The sequence below is a fragment of the Pseudomonas rustica genome (genome assembly GCF_049959085.1).
Taxonomy (GTDB): Bacteria; Pseudomonadota; Gammaproteobacteria; order Pseudomonadales; family Pseudomonadaceae; genus Aquipseudomonas; species Aquipseudomonas rustica.
Genome location: NZ_CP188200.1, coordinates 1,338,523 through 1,357,899, shown reverse-complemented (window position 1 = coordinate 1,357,899; position 19,377 = coordinate 1,338,523). Strand labels below are relative to the sequence as shown.

Genomic DNA, 19,377 nt, shown 5'->3' with positions numbered 1-19,377 from the left:
ATGTGTAGGACGGCCCCGTCTCCCCAAGGCGTCCCACTAACCTATTTGGCAGCAAGGTGATTTCCATGACGGAACCAGTATCCACAAGCAGGTGCGATTCACCGCTACTTCAGGCATTCGTCGACAATCGACTGATTCTGGTCAAGATTGCGGCCCGCATTACCGGCTGCCGGTCACGTGCCGAAGACGTGGTGCAGGATGCGTTTTTCCGACTGCAATCGGCGCCACCGATCACGTCGTCGATCAAGGCGCAACTGAGTTATCTGTTCCAGATCGTGCGCAACCTGGCCATCGATCACTACCGCAAACAGGCGCTGGAGCAGAAATACTCAGGCCCTGAAGAGGAAGGGCTGAACGTGGTCATTCAAGGTGCTTCGCCGGAAACCTCGCACATCAACTTCTCCACCCTGGAGCACATCGCCGACGCACTGACCGAGCTGCCCAGCCGCACTCGCTACGCGTTCGAGATGTACCGCTTGCACGGCGTGCCGCAAAAGGACATCGCCAAGGAACTCGGTGTTTCGCCGACCCTGGTCAACTTCATGATTCGCGATGCGCTGGTGCACTGCCGCAAAGTGTCGAGCAGTCGTCGGGATGTGGTGATTGCGGGGCGGCGCTGAGACCGGGTCGACAGATAGAAAAAGATCGCAGCCTTCGGCAGCTCCTACAGGGGAACGCATTCCAAATGTAGGAGCTGCCGAAGGCTGCGATCTTTTGCTTTCAGATCACCTCAAGCCAACTTGCACCGATCAAAAAACCGCTCACGCCCCAGAATCATCAGCGCCGCACGCTTATGCGGGAAGTCGAATTCCTTCTCGCAGTGGAAGCACTGGTTCTGCATGTGGCCAATCATCTTCGCGTTATCGGCACGCGGTTCGGCGACCACGCGTTGCGTGCGCGGATCGTCCAGAAACAGGTAATGCACCAGCGCCGATAACCAGCTCGCGACTTTGTGCGGGCCACGGTGATCCTCCTCCCCCACCAGCATGTGAATGCCCCGGTCGTAATCGTCGGCATCGTAGAACGGCGCGATACGATCTTCCTTGGCCCAATAAGCTTCGAAGTAGGCGAACGGCTGATCATCGAAACAGCCGATCAGGGTCAGCGTGTGCGGGTCGGCGTCAAGTTTGCTCAGGTATTCGCGGTGCTTTTCGATGCTGCCTTCTTCCTGCCAGAAACTGGCGACACGCGGGCTGTTCTGCCAACGGTTGAAGCGCGGCAGATCCTCTTCGATTTCCACCGTGCGCAGGGAAATCCACGCGCCCAGCCGCGCATCGAAACGCCGATAGACTTCACCGCGCGGTTTCACCGGTCGCAGTGGATGGCGCTTGCCAGCGCTGATGAGCATTTGCTGCGGATAGCTGCCGGTCAGCGACGTGCCGAGCCAAGGTTGCGGCAGTTGCCAGAACAACGTGCGCTCGCAGCGATATTCGCCGGCCACCTCGGTGCTCACCAGCAAACCGCTGAGCAAAGCTTCGGTCGGCGGTTGATCGAGTTGCCAGGTCAATTGCTGGCACTCAGGGTCGCGGGCGAACAGCCAATAACAGGCTGCCCACAGCGCTTGCCCCGGCGGCAAGGCGAAACGCTCATCGATCTGGATCGGCCCTTTGGCCTCGCGATCGAGGCGCAGGCGAATCAATGGTTGCCCGTCCAGGCTCAGGCTCAGACGGCTTTCGGTGGCATCGGCTACCAGTTGGCTGCCCGAAGGCAAAGACAAGGCAGTCAGGTCATTCAGATTGGACATGGGTCGGGCTCACGATAATCGTCGACAGTTCAACGATGGGACGTGATCCGGCAGGGGAAATTTAGGCTTGGCAGAGAAATCAGTGCCTCAGTGATGCGGCACTGGCACCACGGCAATCTTGTACGGATCGAAGATTTTCAGCATCTCGCCGTTGTCGCGCAGGCCTTGCAGCAGCTTGCCGAACGCCTCGCCGGTGATCGGCGCGGCGGGACGCAGAATTGCGTAATGGTGGTAAACCTGATCAATGCGTTGCGACACCAGCAACTCGTCGCGAACCTTCTCGTTGCGCAGCAGGTAATCGCTCAGATAGGAGCGCGTCACCAGAGCAATGTCGGCGCGCCCGCGCAGCACCATCAGCAGGTTGCTGTCGTGGGAATAGGTCAGGGTGGCGTTGAAATTCTGCGCGAGGAATTTCGGGTCGGCGTTGAAGTTGGCGAACTCATAGTGATAGCCGCTGAACAACGCCAGACGCTTGCCTTTAAGGTCAGCGAAATAGTTCTGCTGGCGACCGTCTTCACGTTGCGCGACGAAAATCTCGGCGTCTTCAAGGCCCATGTCGACGTCAGTGTGAGGGATTTCCTTCCAGCCCCAATCAGGGTTCTCGAAGATCGCCATGTCGATCCGGCCTTGTTTGAAATCACCGAAACGTCGCGGGATCGAAGTCGGCACGAGGACGAATTGATAGTCTTTTTGCAGGCGGTTCAGCGACTCGACCAATTGCGGCAGCAGACCGGTATCGGCACCGTTTTCCGGGCGGATGGTGTACGGCGGAAAGTGCGCGGCGCCCACTCGAACCAGTTGCGCTGCTTGCGCAGGCAACAACCAGAATGCCGCCAGCGCTGCGAGCATCACGCCCGACGCCGTCCGAATTGGCGAAGACTTCAAAACACCCCACTCCCCGAAAAATACCGATCAATGCATTCAAGCTAGGCGGTTTCGCCCAGTTAGCCAGTTTCACCGCCTGATAGAAAGCGTCTCAGCGCTCTTCAAGCACCAGAATCAGCGCCTCATCCGCCAGTTGATCGAGGCTCAGACTGCCGCCGGCACGGAACCAGGTGGTCGTCCAGGACAACGCACCGGTGAGAAAACGTCGAGTGACAAACACGTCGCCGCGAATAAACCCGGCCTCTTTGGCTTCGCCGAGCACCTCTAGCCAGAGGTCTTCGTAGACATCGCGCAACGCCAGCACTTTGGCTTGGCCCTCTTCGGACAACGAACGCCATTCATACACCAGCACCGCCATCGCTTCGCCGCTGCCGCCCATGATCGACTGCAATTCACAGCGAATCAGCGCCAGCACCCGCTCACGCACATTGTTCGCATCGGCGAGCGCGGCGCGCATCAGTGCCGTGTTGTAACGGATGGTTTCTTCCATCACCGCCCGGAGAATTTCGTCCTTGCTTTTAAAGTGATGAAAAATGCTTCCCGACTGAATCCCCACCGCACCGGCCAGATCGCGCACCGTGGTGCGTTCGTAGCCTTTATTACGGAACAGGTGAGCCGCCACTTGCAGCAGTTTGCCGCGCGCGCTGTCCGGGTCGGTCAACTGGCCGTCGTCGACCAATTCGCGCATGACCCTCAGGGCTTTTTGCTCGTCCACCCGTTCTCTCCTACAGTCGATCAGTCTGTTGCCCCCTGAAACCGCAGGGTTGCGCGCAATTTAAGCCCCCAACGGCAACCAAGCAAGCGCTTGGGCAGAAGATAGTGTTTCGCTGTTTACAAACCAAGCGCTTGCTTGGTAGCCTCCAGACACTTCTGTCGCAGGTTGCTGAGTCGGAGATAAAAATGCCCACCACCGTTCGCATCGGATGCGCCAGTGCATTCTGGGGAGACACCTCGACCGCCGCCGCGCAGTTAGTCGACGGCGGCAAACTGGACTATCTGGTCTTCGACTATCTGGCCGAAATCACCATGTCGATCATGGCCGGCGCGCGCATGAAAGACCCGCAGGCCGGGTTCGCCGGGGACTTTATCGAAGTCCTCACACCGCTGCTGCCACAACTCGCCGAGCAAAATATCCGCGTCATCAGCAATGCCGGCGGGGTCAACCCGCAAGCCTGCGCCGCTGCCCTGCAAGCGGCCTGCGACAAGGCCGGCATCCCACTGAAAATCGCCGTGTTGCTCGGCGATGACCTGCAACCACAATTCAAACAACTCAGCGGCATCACTGAAATGTTCAGCGGCGCCCCGTTGCCGCCGATGTGCGTCTCGACCAACGCCTACCTCGGTGCGCCGGGCATTGTCGAAGCGTTACGACTGGGCGCCGATATCGTCATCACCGGCCGCGTGGTCGACAGCGCCGTGGTCAGCGCGGCGCTGGTGCACGAATTCGGCTGGTCGTGGCACGACTACGACAAACTCGCGCAAGCCGCACTGGCCGGGCACATCATCGAATGTGGCGCGCAATGCACCGGCGGTAATTTCACCGACTGGCGCGACGTGCCGGATTACGAGCACATCGGTTTTCCAATCGTCGAAGTCAGCGCCGACAGCCAATTTATCGTCAGCAAACCGGAAGGTTCCGGTGGACTGGTCACGCCACTGACCGTCGGCGAGCAAATGCTCTACGAAATCGGCGATCCGCAGGCCTATCTATTGCCCGACGTCGTCTGCGATTTCACCGAGGTCAAACTTCAGCAGCAAGGCAAAAACGCGGTGCACGTTCACGGCGCCAAAGGCCTGCCGCCGACGGATAAATACAAGGTCAGCGCCACCTGGCCGGACGGCTTTCGCTGCACCGCCAGTTGCCTGATCGCCGGTATCGATGCCGTTGAAAAAGCGCAGCGCGTCAGTCAGGCAATCATCGACAAGACCGCGGAAATGTTCAGCCAGCGTGGCTGGGCGCCCTACAGCGAAACCCACATCGAACTGCTCGGCAGCGAAGCCACTTACGGCCCGCACGGGCAACGTCGCGACAGCCGCGAAGTGGTGATCAAACTCGCCGTGCGGCACCCGAGCAAACAGGCGCTGATTCTGTTCTCCCGGGAAATCGCCCAGGCTGCGACCGGCATGGCGCCCGGGCTGACCGGCATCGTTGGCGGACGGCCAACCGTGTATCCGCTGATCCGTTTGTTTTCATTCCTGATCGATAAAAACGCCTGCACCTTGCAGATCGATCTGGCCGGTGAACGCCATCCTTGCGCCCTGCCCTCGTTGGTCGCGCTCGACAGCGAAGACTTGCCGATTGCCCAGCAACCGCCGAAACCTCATGGCCGCGCCGATGCCAGCGTGGCACTGGTGAAACTCGCCGTGGCGCGCTCGGGTGACAAGGGCAATCACAGCAACATCGGCGTGCTGCCGCGCAAACCCGAATACTTGCCGTGGATCGCCGAAGCGTTGACCCCGGCAGTGATCGTCGACTGGATGAGCCACGTGCTCGACCCAATCCACGGCCGCGTCGAACGCTGGTATCTGCCCGGCACCCACAGTCTCAACTTTCTATTGGAAAACGCTCTCGGCGGTGGCGGCGTGGCCAGTCTGCGCATCGACCCGCAAGGCAAAGCCTTCGCCCAGCAATTATTGGAAATCCAGATCCCGGTGCCGCAGAGCATCGCCGAACAGTTCGACTAGAGGATGGTGTGCATGGCTTACGCGTCGATTTTCAATGCCGAGCTGTTCAGCGGCCAGACCATCATCGTCACCGGTGGCGGCAGCGGCATCGGCCGTTGCACCGCGCACGAACTGGCAGCGCTCGGCGCCAACGTGCTGCTGGTCGGGCGCAAACCGGAAAAACTGGAAAAGGTCGCCGCCGAAATTGCCGAGGACGGCGGCCGCGCGCATTGGCAGGCCTGCGATATTCGTGATGAAGAAGCGGTAAAACAACTGGTCAAGGAACTGATCGCCGAGCACGGGCCGATTCATGGTCTGGTCAACAACGCTGGCGGCCAATACCCGTCGCCGCTGGCTTCGATCAATCAGAAAGGTTTCGAAACCGTGCTGCGTACCAATCTGGTCGGCGGTTTTCTGATGGCGCGGGAAGTCTTCAATCAGTCGATGAGCAAACACGGCGGCAGCATCGTCAACATGCTCGCCGACATGTGGGGCGGCATGCCCGGCATGGGCCACTCCGGCGCGGCGCGTTCGGGCATGGACAACTTCACCAAAACCGCCGCGTTTGAATGGGGTTATGCCGGGGTGCGGGTCAATGCGGTGGCGCCGGGCTGGATCGCCTCCAGCGGCATGGACACTTACGAAGGCGCGTTCAAAGCGGTGATTCCGACCCTGCGCGAGCATGTGCCGCTCAAGCGCATTGGCACCGAATCGGAAGTCAGCGCAGCGATTGTGTTTCTGCTCAGTCCGGCGGCGGCATTTATTAGCGGCAGCACATTGAAAATCGATGGCGCGGCCAGCCTCGGCAGCCGTGCGTGGCCGTTGCACAAAGCGACTCACAGCGAGTCGTTCAATGGCTTCCATCGCGCCTACCTTCCAGACGTGCTGAAGGACAAGGAGTAAGCCATGCCGCAGATCCAGTCCCAACTCGATCCGCACAGCGAGGCCTTTGCCCGTAACCGTGCGGCAATGCTCGTGGCCATCGAGCAAGTGCAGCAACTCGAACAAAACCTGCTGAACAAAGCCGCCGAAGCCAAAGCCAAATTCGACAAGCGCGGACAGTTACTGCCGCGCGAACGCCTGAATCTGTTGCTCGATCCCGGCGCGCCGTTTCTCGAACTGGCCAGTCTCGCCGGCTACAAGTTGCATGACGACAAGGACGGCAGCTCGGCCGGTGGCGGACTGATCGCCGGCATCGGTTACGTTTGTGGCATCCGCGCCATGGTCGTGGCCAACAACAGTGCGATCAAGGGCGGCACGATCTCACCGAGCGGTTTGAAAAAATCCCTGCGCCTGCAACAGATCGCTCAGGAAAACAAACTGCCGGTGATTACCCTCGCCGAAAGCGGCGGTGCCAACCTCAATTACGCGGCGGATATTTTTGTCGAAGGTGCGCGCAGTTTTGCCAACCAGGCGCGGATGTCGGCGATGGGTTTGCCACAGATCACCGTGGTGCACGGCTCAGCCACGGCGGGCGGCGCTTATCAGCCGGGGCTGTCGGATTATGTGGTGGTGGTGCGCGGCAAGGCCAAGCTGTTTTTGGCCGGCCCGCCGTTACTCAAAGCGGCCACGGGGGAAGTCGCCACCGATGAGGAACTCGGCGGCGCCGAGATGCACGCGCAGGTCGCCGGCACGGCTGAATACCTGGCGGAAAACGATGCCGACGGCGTGCGTCAGGTGCGTGAAATTCTGCGAATGCTGCCGTGGAATGAACAACTGCCATGGCTGCCGGAGCCGCAATACAAAGAGCCGCTCTACCCCATCGAAGAACTGCTCGGCTTGATCCCCGACGATCCGAAAAAACCCTACGACGTGCGTGAAATCATCGCGCGCATCGCCGACGAATCCTGCTTTCTGGAATTCAAGGGTGAGTTCGATCAGCAAACCCTTTGCGGGCAATTGAAGATTCAGGGTCGCGCCTGCGGTTTCATCGGCAACAACGGTCCGATCACGCCGAACGGTGCGAGCAAAGCGGCGCAGTTCATTCAGCTGTGCGATCAGAGCCAGACGCCGTTGCTGTTTTTCCACAACACCACCGGTTTCATGGTCGGCACCGAATCGGAACAGCAAGGCGTGATCAAACACGGCTCGAAACTGATTCAAGCGGTGGCCAACGCGCGGGTGCCTAAACTGACCATCGTCGTCGGCGGCTCCTACGGTGCCGGGAACTATGCGATGTGCGGACGCGGTCTCGATCCGCGCTTTATCTTTGCCTGGCCGAACAGCCGCACCGCTGTAATGGGCGGCGCGCAGGCCGGTAAAGTTCTGCGCATCGTTACCGAAGCCAAACAGCTCAAGGACGGTTTGACGCCGGATCCGAAAATGCTCGACATGCTTGAACAGGTCACCGCGCAGAAACTCGACAGCCAGTCCACCGCGCTCTATGGCAGCGCCAATCTGTGGGACGACGGGCTGATCGATCCACGCGATACGCGCACCCTGCTCGGCTATTTGCTGGACATCTGCCACGAAGCCGACATTCGCACGCTGCAACCCAACAGCTTCGGCGTCAGCCGGTTCTGATCGCCACGGATCTTACGGAGAACAATAAAAAATGATCTTCACCCCGGAACACGAAGCCCTGCGCCGTACCGTCCGCCAGTTCGTCGAGCACGAGATCAATCCGCACGTCGATGAATGGGAAAAGGCCGGACGCTTTCCCATCCACGAGATTTTCCGCAAGGCCGGCGACCTCGGTTTGCTCGGTATTTCCAAACCGGAAAAATTCGGCGGCATGGGTCTCGATTACAGCTATTCGATTGTCGCCGCTGAAGAGTTCGGCACCATTCATTGCGGCGGCATTCCGATGTCGATCGGCGTGCAGACCGACATGTGTACGCCCGCCCTCGCCCGTTTTGGTTCCGATGACTTGCGCGAAGAGTTTCTGCGTCCGGCGATCACCGGCGAGCAGGTTGGCTGCATCGGCGTTTCCGAGGTCGGCGCTGGCTCCGACGTTGCCGGGCTGAAAACCACCGCGCGCAAGGACGGCGACGACTACGTGATCAACGGCAGCAAGATGTGGATCACCAACTCGCCGAGTGCTGATTTCATCTGCCTGCTGGCGAATACTTCCGACGATAAACCGCACATCAACAAGTCGCTGATCATGGTGCCGATGAACACGCCGGGCATCAGCCTGAGTTCTCACCTCGACAAGCTCGGCATGCGCAGCTCGGAAACTGCACAGGTGTTTTTCGACGACGTGCGCGTGCCGCAGCGCAACCGCGTCGGCCACGAAGGCGCCGGGTTCATGATGCAGATGCTGCAGTTTCAGGAAGAACGTCTGTTCGGTGCGGCGAACATGATCAAGGGTCTGGAATATTGCGTCGACAGCACCATTGAGTACTGCAAGGAGCGCAAGACCTTCGGCAATGCGCTGATCGACAATCAGGTCATCCACTTTCGCCTCGCCGAACTGCAAACCGAGATCGAATGCCTGCGCGCGCTGGTCTATCAGGCCACCGAGCAGTACATCAAAGGCCAGGACGTCACGCGCCTGGCGTCGATGGCCAAGCTCAAGGCCGGGCGCCTCGGGCGCGAAGTCAGCGACAGTTGCCTGCAATATTGGGGCGGCATGGGCTTCATGTGGGACAACCCGGTGGCCCGCGCCTATCGCGATGTGCGGCTGGTGTCGATTGGCGGCGGCGCCGACGAAATCATGCTGGGGATCATCTGCAAACTGATGGGCATCCTGCCGGGGAAAAAGAAATGAGCAGCCTGCCGGAATGCCAGACGCTATTGCTGAAACTGCATGGCGGCGTGCTGCACATCACCCTCAATCGCCCGGACAGCCGCAATGCGATGAGCCTGCAAATGGTCAGCGAATTGCGCGCGGTGCTGGCGTCGGTACGCAAGGATCGCAGCGTTCGCGCTCTGGTGCTCAGCGGCGCCGGCGGGCATTTCTGTGCCGGGGGCGATATCAAGGACATGGCCAGTGCCCGTGCTCAGGGTGCGGATGCTTACCGTGATTTGAATCGTGCGTTCGGGGCTTTGCTGGAAGAAGCGCAGCACGCGCCGCAAGTGTTGATCACGGTGCTGCAAGGCGCAGTGCTCGGCGGCGGTTTTGGGCTGGCGTGTGTCAGCGACATTGCGATTGCTGATCATCAGGCGCAATTCGGTTTGCCGGAAACCAGCCTCGGCTTGCTGCCGGCGCAGATCGCGCCGTTTGTGGTGCAGCGCATTGGCCTGACCGAGGCGCGGCGACTGGCGCTGACCGCCGCACGTTTTGACGGGCATCAGGCACGCCGTTTGGGGCTGGTGCATTTTGTCGAGCAGGATGCGCAGGCGCTGGCTGAGCGACTGGATGAGGTGCTGCAACACGTGCTGTGTTGTGCGCCGGAGGCGAATGCCGTGACCAAGAAATTGTTGCTGGCGAGTGCCGGGCAGCCATCGAGTGAATTGCTTGATGTAGCGGCGCAGTGGTTTAGCGAAGCGGTGACGGGAGAAGAAGGGATCGAGGGCACCATGGCTTTTGTGCAGAAGCGTAAACCACGGTGGGCCACCTGAAAAAGCTTCGCGAGCAGGCTCGCTCCCACAGGTTTTGTGAACGACGCAAATCCCTTGTGGGAGCGAGCCTGCTCGCGAAGAGGCCATCCAACCCACCGCAAAAACCTCAGGAAACCCACCATGCCCGCCATCCAAAAAATCCTGATCGCCAACCGCGGTGAAATCGCCTGCCGCATCCAGCGCACCGCCCAAGCCCTCGGCTACCGAACCGTCGCCGTCTACAGCGACGCCGACGCCGACGCCCTACACGTGCAAATCGCCGATCAAGCCGTGCACATCGGCCTCGCCCCCGTGCAGCAGTCCTACCTGAACATCCCGGCGATCATCGACGCCGCGCGCCGCAGCGGTGCCGACGCCATTCATCCCGGTTACGGCTTTCTCTCGGAAAACGCCGAGTTCGCCCGCGCCTGCGAACAGGCTGGCCTGACGTTCATCGGCCCGAGCGTCGCAGCCATCGAATTGATGGGCAGCAAACGCCGCTCGAAAATCGCCATGCTCGACGCCGGTGTACCGTGCATCGCCGGCTACCAAGGCGCCGAGCAGGACGACGCGACCCTGCTGCGCGAAGCCGAGCGCATCGGCTATCCATTGATGATCAAGGCCAGCGCCGGTGGCGGCGGTCGCGGCATGCGTCTGCTGCACGATGGCTCTGATTTACCGGCGCAACTGCGTACCGCGCGTTCGGAAGCGTTGAACGGTTTTGGCAGCGACGAATTGATTCTTGAACAGGCGTTGATCGAACCACGGCATGTCGAAGTGCAACTGTTCGGCGACCAACACGGCAACCTGATCTACCTCGGCGAGCGCGATTGCTCGGTGCAGCGCCGCCATCAGAAAGTCATCGAAGAAGCGCCCTGCCCGGTGATGACCGCCGAGTTGCGTCACGCCATGGGTGAAGCGGCTCTCAAGGCTGGACGTGCGGTGAATTATGTCGGCGCTGGCACCGTGGAATTCCTGCTCGATGCACGCGGGCAGTTCTACTTTTTGGAAATGAACACTCGCTTGCAGGTCGAGCATCCGGTGACAGAACTAATCACCGGGCTGGATCTGGTCGCCTGGCAATTATGGGTCGCCGAAGGTCAGCCTTTACCGCTGACTCAGGATCAGGTGCAACTCAATGGCCACGCGATGGAAGTGCGCCTTTACGCAGAGGACCCTGCGCAGGATTTCTTGCCGCAAACCGGTTGTGTAGAGGCGTGGGAGCCCGCGCTGCAACACGGCGCGCGCATCGATCATGGTCTGCGCGAAGGGCAATTGATCAGCCCGTTCTACGACCCGATGCTCGGTAAACTGATCGCCCACGGCGCTACTCGCGACGAGGCTCGACGCAAACTCCTGCGCGCAGTGGAGGACTCGGTGTTGCTGGGTGTGCAAAGCAATCAGCGGTTGCTGGTCAGCCTGCTGCAACATCCGCAGTTCATCAGCGGTGAGTTCAGCACGGCATTTATCGCGCAGCATTTCAGCGATCACGCGTGCCTGAACAGCTACGCGCCGAGTGCCGAAGACCTGGCCATCGCGGCAGTGTTGTTCTATCAAACCAGCGCCCTCAGTCACCGCGCGCCGCTGTCCGGCTGGCGTAATAACGCCAGTGTGCCGCTGCATTTTCGCCTCGGTCTTGATGAGCAAAACTGGACGCTGCAACTGCTCGCTGAGCCGCAAGGTGCGTTCAAAGTGCAAGTCGCCGAACGCACACTGGCATTGAAACTCATCGATCAAGACGCCCACTCGATAACGCTGGAAGTCGACGGCTTGCGCCAACGCCACGCCTGTCGTCTCGATGGCGAACAACTCTGGCTGTTCACTCACCCCGGCAGCCTGCGCTTGGAGGATCGAACTCACGCGGTGATCGGCAGTCAGACCAGCGTCAGTTCCGGCACCTTGAAAGCGCCCATGGACGGCGCCATCGTCGACGTGTTGGTCAGCGAAGGCAGCCCGGTCAGCAAAGGTCAGCTGCTGGTGGTACTGGAGGCAATGAAAATGGAGCACCCGCTCAAGGCCGGCATCGACGGCGTGCTGAAGCGGGTGCAGGTCAAAGTCGGCGATCAGGTAAAAAATCGTCAGGTTCTGTTGCAGGTGGAGTAGTCAGCCGAGCGCAAACGCAGGGTTTGGCTACGCTCTGAATAATCAGAACGTACAAATCAGGAACCCTGCGATGCCCCACTGGCTGGTCATAGATCTGGAAGCCACCACCGATGAGGGTGGCTGGCCGGTCACCGAGATGGAAATTATCGAGATCGGCGCGACGCTGGTCGATCGTGCCGGGCGCGAGCAGGATCACTTCCAACGCTTCGTCAAACCGACTCGACGGCCGTTGCTGACGCCGTTCTGTCGCGAGCTGACACACATCACCCAGGCCAATATCGATACGGCGCAACCGCTGACTGAGGTCTGGCCGGCGTTCGAACGCTGGCTCGCGCAGCATCAATCACGTCTTGAAGGTTGGGCCAGTTGGGGCGATTACGACCGCAAACAACTGCTCCAGGAATGGCAGCGCCTGCAGATCGACAGCGGCCTGAGTCGAGTGCCGCACATGAACCTCAAACAACGCTTCGCCAAGGCCCGACGCCTGGAGCGGCCGCTGGGGCTTAACGGCGCGCTGCAACTGGCCGGCATGCAGTTCAGCGGTCAGCAACACCGGGCGCTGGAAGATGCGCGCAACACCGCACGATTGTTGCCGCTGGTTTTGCCACTCTAGGGTCAATTCGAGAACTGGCTGGACAGGCGCCGGGCAGGTGACGGCGCCCAAAGCCTTGTGCATACTGGCCGCCTCCATTTTTGAGCCCTTTTCGAGGAATCGCCCATGTTTAAAGTCAACGAGTACTTCGACGGCACCGTCAAGTCGATCGCCTTTGGCACCGCTGAAGGTCCGGCGACCATTGGCGTCATGGCCCCGGGCGAATACGAATTCGGCACCAGCCAGCGTGAAATCATGCACGTGGTCTCCGGCGCACTGATCGTGAAACTGCCCGACAGCAGCGACTGGGAAACCTTCGCCGCCGGCAGCCAGTTCAACGTTCCGGCGAACAGCAAATTCCAGCTGAAAGTCGCGGTTGATACCGCTTACCTGTGCGAGTACCGCGGCTAAGTCGTCGGTTTCCACAGCGCCAATAAAAATGCCCGGGTCCAAGGACTCGGGCATTTTTCGTTTCAGGGGCGGCTTATTCGAGGATTTCCACCGGCATTCCGACCTCGAGTCGACCATTGCTGTCGTTCACCAGGTTCTGACCGAACATCGCGCCATCGGCTTCGGCGCGGTATTTCTGCAAGGTCGCCAGCGGTTCACGATCGGCACTGCGCTCGCCAGTCTGCGGGTCGATGGTGGTAAGGATGCAGCGCGCGCACGGCTTGACCACGCGGAACTCGACGTCGCCGATACGGATGCGTTTCCAGCCATCCTCGGCATACGCTTCGCTGCCTTCGATCACCAGATTCGGGCGAAAACGCAGCATCTCCAGCGGTCGCCCGACCCGTTGCGACAGATCTTGCAGCGACGCCTCGCCAATCAGCAGCAGCGGAAAACCGTCGGCGAACGCGACCTGATCATCATCCTTGCCGACACCTGACGGCGTGGTGCGCGCACGATCCAGCGGCACTTGCACCAGACGTGTCGGTTTGCCGATGAACTCGCTGACCCAACGCGCCGCCTCATCACCGGCATCCGGCACGCGCAAAGTGTCACGCCAGATAGTCACGCCGCGCAGTTCGGCGTCGCTGCCCGGCAAAGCGATTTCGATGGAAGACTGTTGCGGCGCGCTCAGGGTCAGACCGCCCTGCGCATTCCAGAGCGCCGACAACTGGCTCATTTTTGCTACAGCACGCTGGGTCAGGAAGCGGCCGCTGGCTTCGTCCACGAGCATCCAGCGTCGGTCGCCATCGAGCCCCAGCTTGTCGAGGTCGACGCTTTGCAGCACATCGACTTTGCCGGATTTCAACGGGTAACGATAAAGCGCGCTCAGACGCAGCATGGCCAGCTTCCTGGAGGATAAAAACGCCACCCTATACGAGCTTGGTCAGGGAATCAAAGAGCAAACTGTAGGAGTGAGCCTGCTCGCGATAGCGGTGTGTCAGATAATGATTGGGGGCTGACAAACCGCTATCGCGAGCAGGCTCACTCCTACAAAGGGTGTGTGATCAGGCAGGGACTTCGTCGAGCATCAGGCGCTGGCGCACCACGTCGACCAGTTTGTCCGGCTGGAATTTCGAGAGGAAGTTATCGCAGCCAACCTTCTTCACCATCGAGTCGTTGAAGCTGCCCGACAGCGACGTGTGCAGTACCACGTACAGCCCCCGCAAACGCGGGTCGTTGCGGATTTCGGTGGTCAGACGGTAACCGTCCATTTCCGGCATTTCCGCGTCGGTGAAGATCATCAGCAACTTGTCAGTCATGTTCACGCCGGTGTCAGCCCAGGCCTTGAGCATGTTCAGCGCCTTCAAACCGTCGCTGGCGATGTGCATCTTCACGCCCAACTGGCCAAGGGTGTCACGCAGTTGCGAGAGCGCCACGTTGGAATCGTCGACCAGCAGCACTTCGCGACCACGGGCACGTTCGAGCACCGGGTCTTCGAGCTTTTCCCGCGAGACCTTGGCGTTGTACGGGACGATTTCGGCGAGGACTTTCTCGACGTCGATGATTTCCACCAACTGATCGTCGACCTTGCTGATCGCGGTCAGGTAATGCTGACGGCCAGCGCTGGTCGGTGGCGGCAAAATGGCTTCCCAGTTCATGTTGACGATGCGATCCACACCGCCCACAAGGAAGGCCTGCACCGAGCGGTTGTATTCAGTGACGATGATGGTGCTGTTCGGGCCCGGCACCAACGGACGCATGCCGATCGCCTGGGACAGATCGATCACCGGCAAGGTCTGCCCGCGCAGGTTGACCACGCCGCATACGAACGGGTGACGCTGCGGCATCAGGGTCAGCTTCGGCAGTTGCAGGACTTCCTGAACCTTGAACACGTTGATCGCAAACAATTGGCGTCCAGCCAGACGAAACATGAGAATTTCCAGGCGATTCTCACCCACCAGTTGCGTGCGTTGGTCTACCGTGTCGAGAATGCCGGCCATCAATGACTCCTGGGCTTGTTCAGATGAATTCACTAACTGGCTTTATCGGCAGTTAATGACGAATCTTGATTGCTGCGAAATTAGCCATCAAAATGCCACAACCGGGCATTGATGTCACATTAACATCATGCTTTACTGGCTCGGTTGTTTTCATCTGCTACAGTCTTTGCGGCGCGACCTCGGTTTGCACGGTAGGTTCCCGCGCCTAAGGGATTCCCCTAGTATCAATCAGGCCCAACCTGATATTCGCGATATCCAATAGCCATTAATGTGACGCCATTCTCATTGCATGAACGGAGTCAGGCTATTGTGTGCGATCGCAACTCAGTGGCAACCCATCCCCTGGAAATCCTCAGCCTGTGCACCTGCGGCACGTCTGGGCGCGATCTGCCGACGATTCACGATCGTCGCCACACACGGCACTCCCCCATCAGACATGACGCTGTGGAGGTAAGCATGCCAATCGACCGTAAAGACTGGGTGCAACGCTTCCCCGAATTTCTGCTCGAGGCTGAGACGCTGCTGGCCAAGTCGGAAGAATGCCTGAGCCATCTGCAACTGATCAGCAATGACAAGGATGCCATCGCGTGCATGCAGGGCACACTGCTCAAGCTCGCCGGCAGAGCTGAGGCACTGGCGCTGGAAGCGATTTCCGAGTTTTCCCTGCACATCTACAGCCTGCTCAATCTGACCCAGGATCACGTCGATCTGCACGAACAAGCGCTGAGCGCCTTGAAAGATTGCTTCACGCTGATGGCCTGGCAACTGGAGCTGGTCGATGTGAAGACCGGGCAACTGAGCCTTGATGGCAGCGAACAGGCCTCATTAATCGAAGCGTTCGCCTTTCATGTCGGGCAAAGCCAGTTCCAGATGCCTTTGCCGGGCAAACGTTTGCCACCTCTGTCGTTCTCTGAGCGACAGGCCTGATCTGGCGTCAGGCTTGGGCACTACTCATTTAATGTCGTTATTGAATAGTTCATACCTGCCAGCGACATATCGAACTAAATAAACCCACCTGACACGACGGATAATTTTCAGCCCGCCTCAGGGTTTTCCTGTGTGTTAAGAATCGTGATTTAGTCAATTTGTTTATCTGTCGAATAACATACTTCGACTTTTTTCCATTATGGAACATACGTCCATAATGGCGTCTTTCCTGACTCATTGGACATATAGAGCAGGCGCGACCAACGGTATCTTAAGTGGTACTATGCCGCCCATAAGTTGCTTTCAAATTAATGGCAAAGTGATTTCATTGATCGGCGTCCAGAGAAGTTGGCGGTTAACTACCGCTCACTGTAGCCAGTTGAAATCATTCACATAATTGACAGCATTTCCAGACAGAGACCCGTCAGCCACCGACCGGTCTACCCGCAGCGAACATCCATTGGCTCCATCCGTTATGTACGCCAGCATAAAGACCCTCACAACATGGCCACCCTCCCGGGAAAATGCCCGCCGGTTCACACTCATCCTGTGTGTCGCCGCTGCGCTGGGCAGCCTTCTGACCTACGGTTTTTCCAAGCCGTTGGGCCTGGGTCTGTTGTTGCTCGACATCGCAGCCACGGCGTGCGTCTGGGTGCAATATCGCCTGTCACGCAAATCGATCAAGTTCCAGCCACAGGAACTGGCTGACCGCCTGCTGGAAGTCCAGGAAAACGAACGCCACCGCCTCAGCCGCGAGCTTCACGATGACATCGGCCAATTGCTGACCGCCGCCAAATTGCAAAGCGACTGGCTGAAACGCCGTATGCCGGAGGATTTGCAGGAGCAATGCACCGTCCTCTGCGACACCCTCGAAGAAACCCTCAACAAAGTCCGCGACGTATCGGCCATCCTCAACCCACGGCAACTGACCAGCCTTGGCCTTGAAGCGAGCCTGCGCGCGCACCTGCTCAAGACATTGACCAACACCGACGTGCACTGGAGCCTCGATTGCCAGCAGCGCTTGAACGGTATTCCGGAAGAAATGGCCGTCGCTGCGTTTCGTATTGCGCAGGAGGCAGTGACCAACATCCTGCGTCACGCCCAGGCGAAAAACCTGCTGATTCGCGTGCAGCGCTTGCCCAAGGGCTTGACCCTGCTGATCAGCGATGATGGCCAGGGCTTCGCGCCGGCCGTCAATCCGGGGCGGGAAGGACAACGTGGCATGGCCGGCATGGCCGAACGGATCGAACAACTGGGTGGCACCCTGAGCGTGATCAGCGAACCGGGCAAAGGCACTCAAATCGAAGCACTTTTCCCCTGGGCGCCGCGCGCACTCGAGCGGGCCAGTACGAATAAGGTTATGCGTTGACTTGTAACTTACTTCTGGTGGATGACCACTCGCTGATCAGGGCCGGCGTGCGCGCTCTGGTTATGGATATTCCCGGTTACGCGGTAATCGGCGAGGCCAATGATGGCTCGCAGTTGCTTGAAATGGTCGAGCTGCTGAACCCCGATATTGTCTTGCTGGATATTTCCATGAAGGAAACCGGCGGCCTCGAAGCGTTGCAGCGACTCAAACGCGTGCGCCCGCAAAGCAAAGTGCTGATCCTGTCGATGCACACCGACCCGGCGCTGATCATGCAGGCGCTGGAATCCGGCGCTTACGGTTATCTGCTCAAGGACACCACCGGCACCGAGCTTGAACACGCGCTGGACGCGCTGCGCAATAACGAGCGTTATCTAAGTCCGGCGATCGCCCACACGGTGATCAACCAAGCTCTGGTTCGCAATCAAAAAGGCCAGCCGGACACCACCGATTCGCACAACCTGACGGCACGCCAACTGGAAATCCTCCGACTGATCGTGCGCGGCAAGTCGACCCGGGAAATCGCCAACGGCCTGGGCCTGAGCATCAAAACCGTCGAGACCCACCGCGCGCAGATCATGAAACGTCTGCAGATCTACGATGTGGCGGGCCTGGTGCTGTTCGCCGTGCGCGAACAGATCATCAGTCTGGACGACTGATCGGCGTTGTAGCGCTCAACAGCGGAGAGTCCTCAGGCAAATGCACCTGCAATGCCGCAGGGCGCGCTTCGAAGCGCAGGCTATCGCCTTCCAGTGGCTCACCATCCAGATTGATGTAAAGCCCTTCAGACACCTTGATTTCGACCCACGGCAAACGTGTCCGCACGAACATGTTGTCGAGGCCGAAGCCATCAGTGAGCAGATTCTTCAAGGTACCCACCAACTCCTGTGGCGCCGGCAGAATGCTGATGTCCAAAAGACCATCATCGGCCAGTGCCTGCGGACACAGCACGTGCCCACCGCCCGCCTGACGGCCATTGCCGATGCCCAGCGCCAGCAGCTCGCCACGCCAGTGGAAATCCGGCCCCTGCAACTCGCCATAGGCTGCATGCAGCTCACTGAAGCGCGACAGACCGGTGAACAGGTAGGCCGCGCCACCGAGTACTTTCTTCAAGTCCTCAGAAGTATTGGCCGTGACCTGGCTACCAAAACCGCCAGTGGCCATATTGAGGAAAATCTGCCCGCCAACCTGGCCCAGATCGATGTCGCGTGCAGGCACATCGAGCAACTCAAGAGCCTCTGCCGGCTCCAGCGGAACGCCCGCCGCACGGGAAAAATCGTTCGCCGTACCCAGCGGCAACAGCACCAGGCTGGCTTCGCCCGGATGCGCCGCCAGCGCCTGGGCGATATCACGCAAGGTGCCATCGCCCCCACCAGCGATAATCTGTTTATAGCCAGCCGCCAGCGCCTCTTCGACCAGACGCTCGGCATCGCCGCCCTCCCAGGTCAGGCGCACGGCCAGCTCCCAGCCTTGTTCGCGTTTACTTTCGACGGCGGCACGAACCGCCTCGTTGAGTGCCTGCTTGCCATGCAGAATCAACAGCGCCCTGCGTTCACTCATTGCAATCACTCCGTGAATGGATTCGGTATGAGACATCTTGACAACTGGCGCACGGAAAAAAGCCGCAAGAACCGTAATTAATTCAGGCGTCTCGGCGCACGCGTCCTACAGGGCTGGGATTTTTCTTACAAGATGTGATGAATTGGCTGCATTGACCAACTCCAGCCATTGGTAGATCGTGCGTCGGCGGTATCAATCTTCAATCTGAAAACACACAAGGATGTGCATGTAATGAGTGGATACACCTCTAGGGCTTTCGATACTTTCATTGACACCGTTAGCGACCCGCGTCCATTTCCAGCAGGCGTCAACATCAATGCATAGTCATGAAGCCAGACTGCCAGTGAGCCCGGTTGCTCCACTCGCGCAAAGTCGCACCAGCCACACCACTGACTTCCACAGCGGCGCCAAAACCACTGGAGAAACGAACATGGAACCTCGCGTCACCGAGCTGGAAACCCACCTCAAATACATCCGCAGGGACATGGATGAAGTCAGGGGCGATGTCAGAACCATCAAGCATCGCCTCGCCTACGCGGCAGGCGCAACAGCCGTCGTGATGGGTTTGCTGGGATGGATAGCCAACAGTCGTTTTGACCAGATCATTTCGCTCATGGCTCACTGACGCCTGAGCGGGCCCGCAGGTGCCGGCGACACT

General features: G+C 59.4%; 19 protein-coding genes. 13 read left to right on the top strand and 6 right to left on the bottom strand.

Going from position 1 to position 19,377, the window contains the following annotated elements; genetic code table 11:
- Window positions 1-65: 65 nt before the first annotated feature.
- Window positions 66-620, top strand: a complete 555-nt coding sequence (locus ACP3TY_RS06450; protein WP_053122228.1) for an RNA polymerase factor sigma-70 — start codon at window positions 66-68, stop codon at window positions 618-620.
- Between the two features lie 110 nt (window positions 621-730).
- On the opposite strand, the gene ACP3TY_RS06445 is transcribed toward ACP3TY_RS06450, so the two are convergent.
- The 3 genes from ACP3TY_RS06445 to ACP3TY_RS06435 form a co-directional block, all read right to left on the bottom strand.
- Complete coding sequence (locus tag ACP3TY_RS06445; protein ID WP_426619520.1) at window positions 731-1,744, bottom strand: GNAT family N-acetyltransferase; 1,014 nt, start codon at window positions 1,742-1,744, stop codon at window positions 731-733.
- Between the two features lie 87 nt (window positions 1,745-1,831).
- Window positions 1,832-2,629, bottom strand: a complete 798-nt coding sequence (locus tag ACP3TY_RS06440) for a substrate-binding periplasmic protein (RefSeq protein ID WP_053122232.1) — start codon at window positions 2,627-2,629, stop codon at window positions 1,832-1,834.
- Window positions 2,630-2,720: 91 nt separating this feature from the next.
- Window positions 2,721-3,344 (bottom strand): TetR/AcrR family transcriptional regulator, encoded by a 624-nt coding sequence (locus ACP3TY_RS06435; RefSeq protein WP_212543684.1) that lies wholly within the window; start codon window positions 3,342-3,344, stop codon window positions 2,721-2,723.
- Between the two features lie 185 nt (window positions 3,345-3,529).
- Between ACP3TY_RS06435 and ACP3TY_RS06430 the strand changes: the two genes are divergently transcribed.
- The 8 genes from ACP3TY_RS06430 (at window position 3,530) to ACP3TY_RS06395 (ending at window position 12,884) form a co-directional block, all read left to right on the top strand.
- The gene (locus ACP3TY_RS06430) at window positions 3,530-5,314 is read left to right on the top strand and encodes an acyclic terpene utilization AtuA family protein (RefSeq protein WP_426619519.1); all 1,785 of its coding nucleotides are present in this window, start codon (window positions 3,530-3,532) and stop codon (window positions 5,312-5,314) included.
- 12 nt (window positions 5,315-5,326) lie between these two features.
- Entirely contained in the window at window positions 5,327-6,196 is an 870-nt protein-coding gene (locus ACP3TY_RS06425; RefSeq protein WP_053122238.1) for an SDR family oxidoreductase, read from the top strand.
- 3 nt (window positions 6,197-6,199) lie between these two features.
- Entirely contained in the window at window positions 6,200-7,816 is a 1,617-nt protein-coding gene (gene atuC, locus ACP3TY_RS06420; protein WP_053122241.1) for a geranyl-CoA carboxylase subunit beta, read from the top strand.
- Window positions 7,817-7,847: 31 nt separating this feature from the next.
- On the top strand, window positions 7,848-9,005 hold the full coding sequence (gene atuD / locus ACP3TY_RS06415; protein ID WP_426619518.1) for a citronellyl-CoA dehydrogenase: 1,158 nt from the start codon (window positions 7,848-7,850) through the stop codon (window positions 9,003-9,005).
- Window positions 9,002-9,799 (top strand): enoyl-CoA hydratase/isomerase family protein, encoded by a 798-nt coding sequence (locus ACP3TY_RS06410; protein WP_426619517.1) that lies wholly within the window; start codon window positions 9,002-9,004, stop codon window positions 9,797-9,799. Before atuD ends, ACP3TY_RS06410 begins: the two co-directional genes overlap by 4 nt.
- A gap of 120 nt (window positions 9,800-9,919) precedes the next feature.
- Complete coding sequence (locus tag ACP3TY_RS06405; protein ID WP_426619516.1) at window positions 9,920-11,881, top strand: acetyl/propionyl/methylcrotonyl-CoA carboxylase subunit alpha; 1,962 nt, start codon at window positions 9,920-9,922, stop codon at window positions 11,879-11,881.
- A gap of 70 nt (window positions 11,882-11,951) precedes the next feature.
- Window positions 11,952-12,494 carry an exonuclease domain-containing protein gene (locus tag ACP3TY_RS06400; RefSeq protein ID WP_159815673.1) on the top strand — a complete coding sequence of 181 codons (543 nt, stop codon included), beginning with the start codon at window positions 11,952-11,954 and terminating at the stop codon, window positions 12,492-12,494.
- Between the two features lie 105 nt (window positions 12,495-12,599).
- On the top strand, window positions 12,600-12,884 hold the full coding sequence (locus ACP3TY_RS06395; protein ID WP_400648323.1) for a pyrimidine/purine nucleoside phosphorylase: 285 nt from the start codon (window positions 12,600-12,602) through the stop codon (window positions 12,882-12,884).
- Between the two features lie 73 nt (window positions 12,885-12,957).
- Here the strand turns inward: ACP3TY_RS06395 and ACP3TY_RS06390 are convergent, their stop codons facing one another.
- On the bottom strand, window positions 12,958-13,764 hold the full coding sequence (locus ACP3TY_RS06390; protein ID WP_053122252.1) for an MOSC domain-containing protein: 807 nt from the start codon (window positions 13,762-13,764) through the stop codon (window positions 12,958-12,960).
- A gap of 166 nt (window positions 13,765-13,930) precedes the next feature.
- Complete coding sequence (locus ACP3TY_RS06385; RefSeq protein WP_007908676.1) at window positions 13,931-14,866, bottom strand: chemotaxis protein CheV; 936 nt, start codon at window positions 14,864-14,866, stop codon at window positions 13,931-13,933.
- A gap of 456 nt (window positions 14,867-15,322) precedes the next feature.
- On the opposite strand from ACP3TY_RS06385, the gene ACP3TY_RS06380 reads away from it, so the two are divergent.
- The 3 genes from ACP3TY_RS06380 to ACP3TY_RS06370 all read left to right on the top strand — a co-directional run bounded on the left by ACP3TY_RS06380 (window position 15,323) and on the right by ACP3TY_RS06370 (window position 17,818).
- Window positions 15,323-15,793, top strand: coding sequence for a hypothetical protein (locus tag ACP3TY_RS06380; protein WP_426619515.1), 471 nt, complete (start codon window positions 15,323-15,325; stop codon window positions 15,791-15,793).
- A 475-nt stretch (window positions 15,794-16,268) separates the two neighbouring features.
- Complete coding sequence (locus tag ACP3TY_RS06375) at window positions 16,269-17,162, top strand: sensor histidine kinase (RefSeq protein WP_426619514.1); 894 nt, start codon at window positions 16,269-16,271, stop codon at window positions 17,160-17,162.
- Entirely contained in the window at window positions 17,159-17,818 is a 660-nt protein-coding gene (locus ACP3TY_RS06370; RefSeq protein WP_053122257.1) for a response regulator, read from the top strand. Before ACP3TY_RS06375 ends, ACP3TY_RS06370 begins: the two co-directional genes overlap by 4 nt.
- Here the strand turns inward: ACP3TY_RS06370 and yegS are convergent.
- Window positions 17,802-18,719 (bottom strand): lipid kinase YegS, encoded by a 918-nt coding sequence (gene yegS / locus ACP3TY_RS06365; protein WP_053122259.1) that lies wholly within the window; start codon window positions 18,717-18,719, stop codon window positions 17,802-17,804. The genes ACP3TY_RS06370 and yegS overlap by 17 nt on opposite strands.
- Before the next feature lie 316 nt (window positions 18,720-19,035).
- Here yegS and ACP3TY_RS06360 point away from each other — a divergent pair, with 316 nt between their 5' ends.
- On the top strand, window positions 19,036-19,344 hold the full coding sequence (locus ACP3TY_RS06360; protein ID WP_172680133.1) for a hypothetical protein: 309 nt from the start codon (window positions 19,036-19,038) through the stop codon (window positions 19,342-19,344).
- Window positions 19,345-19,377: the final 33 nt, after the last annotated feature.

Coding starts and splice junctions, on each gene's coding strand:
- ACP3TY_RS06445 (WP_426619520.1), bottom strand. CDS start 1,744: ATGTCCAATCTGAATGACCTGACTGCCTTGTCTTTGCCTTCGGGCAGC.
- ACP3TY_RS06395 (WP_400648323.1), top strand. CDS start 12,600: ATGTTTAAAGTCAACGAGTACTTCGACGGCACCGTCAAGTCGATCGCC.
- ACP3TY_RS06390 (WP_053122252.1), bottom strand. CDS start 13,764: ATGCTGCGTCTGAGCGCGCTTTATCGTTACCCGTTGAAATCCGGCAAA.
- ACP3TY_RS06410 (WP_426619517.1), top strand. CDS start 9,002: ATGAGCAGCCTGCCGGAATGCCAGACGCTATTGCTGAAACTGCATGGC.
- yegS (WP_053122259.1), bottom strand. CDS start 18,719: ATGAGTGAACGCAGGGCGCTGTTGATTCTGCATGGCAAGCAGGCACTC.
- ACP3TY_RS06430 (WP_426619519.1), top strand. CDS start 3,530: ATGCCCACCACCGTTCGCATCGGATGCGCCAGTGCATTCTGGGGAGAC.
- ACP3TY_RS06405 (WP_426619516.1), top strand. CDS start 9,920: ATGCCCGCCATCCAAAAAATCCTGATCGCCAACCGCGGTGAAATCGCC.
- ACP3TY_RS06385 (WP_007908676.1), bottom strand. CDS start 14,866: ATGGCCGGCATTCTCGACACGGTAGACCAACGCACGCAACTGGTGGGT.
- ACP3TY_RS06450 (WP_053122228.1), top strand. CDS start 66: ATGACGGAACCAGTATCCACAAGCAGGTGCGATTCACCGCTACTTCAG.
- ACP3TY_RS06360 (WP_172680133.1), top strand. CDS start 19,036: ATGCATAGTCATGAAGCCAGACTGCCAGTGAGCCCGGTTGCTCCACTC.
- ACP3TY_RS06425 (WP_053122238.1), top strand. CDS start 5,327: ATGGCTTACGCGTCGATTTTCAATGCCGAGCTGTTCAGCGGCCAGACC.
- atuD (WP_426619518.1), top strand. CDS start 7,848: ATGATCTTCACCCCGGAACACGAAGCCCTGCGCCGTACCGTCCGCCAG.
- atuC (WP_053122241.1), top strand. CDS start 6,200: ATGCCGCAGATCCAGTCCCAACTCGATCCGCACAGCGAGGCCTTTGCC.
- ACP3TY_RS06375 (WP_426619514.1), top strand. CDS start 16,269: ATGTACGCCAGCATAAAGACCCTCACAACATGGCCACCCTCCCGGGAA.
- ACP3TY_RS06380 (WP_426619515.1), top strand. CDS start 15,323: ATGCCAATCGACCGTAAAGACTGGGTGCAACGCTTCCCCGAATTTCTG.
- ACP3TY_RS06400 (WP_159815673.1), top strand. CDS start 11,952: ATGCCCCACTGGCTGGTCATAGATCTGGAAGCCACCACCGATGAGGGT.